This is a genomic window from Campylobacter sp. IFREMER_LSEM_CL2194 (assembly GCF_025771685.1).
In the GTDB taxonomy this organism is placed as follows: domain Bacteria; phylum Campylobacterota; class Campylobacteria; order Campylobacterales; family Campylobacteraceae; genus Campylobacter_D.
Window position 1 is genome coordinate 1 of the sequence record NZ_JAKMQS010000035.1, and the last position, 2072, is coordinate 2072.

Genomic DNA, 2072 nt, shown 5'->3' on the forward strand with positions numbered 1-2072 from the left:
ATCAAGGAATATAAATGAAAAAACCTTTTTATAAACTTAAAAGATTTTATATACCCTGTATTATATTAATCATAATACTTGCCGTGCTTGCAAAATTACTTTATTCTCCTTTATATACGATTTATTGGGAAGCAAATCATCTCTTTGAAAAAGAACAAGAATTTAGAATTATTGAAAAAATGACTTTAAATCCAAGTCCTAAAGATATGATTAAAATTGTAGATGATTATCAGCCTAAACTAGAAGACTTTAAAGATTTAAATGCAAAAATGCAAAAGGCTATTTTTGATTTTAAGGTGGCTAAATTCTTTGGATTTAAGGATAGATATTACCGAGCTTCTCTTCAAAATTACGCTAACACATTTCACTTTTTAATTGGTAATGAACGAATTTTTTTTCGTTATCTTAATTTCATAAGTAATTTAAACTCAAATGAAAAACAAAAATACCTAAACTTAAGAGCCTCTACTAAAGATTTAGAAAAACAAATTTTTAAAGAAGAACTTAAATTTATAAAGCATTGTGAAGAATTTTATGATTATTTAGATAGCATAGGTTATTTGGATAAGGGAACCGAATATAAAAATGCAGCAATTTATTTTAAAATATCAATTCCAAGCTCTTTTTTACTTCATAACAATCAATTATGTTCTTTTAAAAATAGAAATTTCATGTTTCAAAAAATAAAAGAGGGGTATAATATATTTAATAATTTAGATCCTGATGGCTCAAAACTTTTCGACAAGACATTAAAAGAAAATTTTAGGAATTATCGTAAGGATATATTACCTTTTCTAGAAGATACAATAAACAAAATCCAAAAGGCCTTAGATGAATGCAAATGAAAATAATACTAGTGTTAATAATGAAAACAATACTACTATTAACATTAAAGAAAGTATAAAAGAAGCTCTAAGAGAAGGACAAGAGATTATAGAAAGTGGTAGAGAAGTTAGTGGAGGTATAAATAACTTTTTAAAAGGAAACAATAAGGCACTTGACCTTTCCTCCAACTCTCCCACTAAAGAAACCCTACAACCTTATATTCAAAAAGTTCAAGTTATTACAGAGAAAGTGGATAACAAACTAAAAATTACTGAATATACCTTAGAGTATATTAACAATGGCGATATAACTAAAGTTTTAGTAAAATTAGGAGAAGAAGTTATACAAGATTTTGTTTTAAAAAAAGGCTTAGATATTTCTAAAGAAATAGCACTTATCTTGTTTAGAGGAAAAATTATTTTTGGTATAATTATTTTTGCTGGAGGAAGTGTTATATCTTACTATTTTTCTGAAAACATTAAAGAATTAGCAAAAAAACTGCTAATAAATACTCAAGATTTGCTTAATAAAATCGCAGATAAAATTAAACCTCCTGTTGTATGCCCTAGTAATTCTATAACACCTAATGGTCAATGTATTGATCATCCAAATGATTTTTTTCAAAAACTAATCAATCCTTTCTCCCTCTTCACTCCACGCCCCTACCCTAGCTATTCAAAACAATACAAACTTGCTCTAGCAAAGAAAAAAGAACTTATAACTAAAACAAGTATAGCTTCTACAACTTACAATTTTATAGATGAAGAATATTTAAAAAACATACAAGATTTAAAAGAACAAGAAAAAATCATTGAACAAGAAGAACAAAAATATCAATTTGATTTAAAACTTTATAAAGAAGATAATAGAATAAAAAATGAAATTTTTAATTCTTTATTTAAATCTTTAAATGAAAAGCTAAGCTTTCAATTAAAACAAGAAAAAAATACTTTTTTAAATTCCAATCAAGGCTTAAGTATTATTGCTAATAAACAATACCTACTAAAGACTTTAAACTTGCAAGATATCAACAACATCAACATTGATTCAAAACTCTATTTATTAAAAGCTTTATATTTTTGTGAAGATTATGTTTTATATGATAAAGATAAGCAAGCTTTATTTGATGAAAACACAATAAAAGAATTAGAATTTAACTCTAGTTTTTATACTATCTTTATCTCTCATAAAAACAAACTAAATGATACTTACTTAAATGCAAGAAAAGAACTTTATAAAAGCATTGA

1 protein-coding gene and 1 pseudogene are annotated in these 2072 nt (G+C 25.0%); both read left to right on the forward strand.

Annotation, left to right across the window (positions count from 1 at the left end; all coding sequences use genetic code 11):
* Window positions 1–14: 14 nt before the first annotated feature.
* Window positions 15–845 (forward strand): hypothetical protein, encoded by an 831-nt coding sequence (locus L8V79_RS08010; protein ID WP_087689607.1) that lies wholly within the window; start codon window positions 15–17, stop codon window positions 843–845.
* Window positions 832–2072: pseudogene (locus L8V79_RS08015) on the forward strand (hypothetical protein); the annotation flags it as partial. The gene L8V79_RS08010 and the pseudogene L8V79_RS08015, both read left to right, overlap by 14 nt.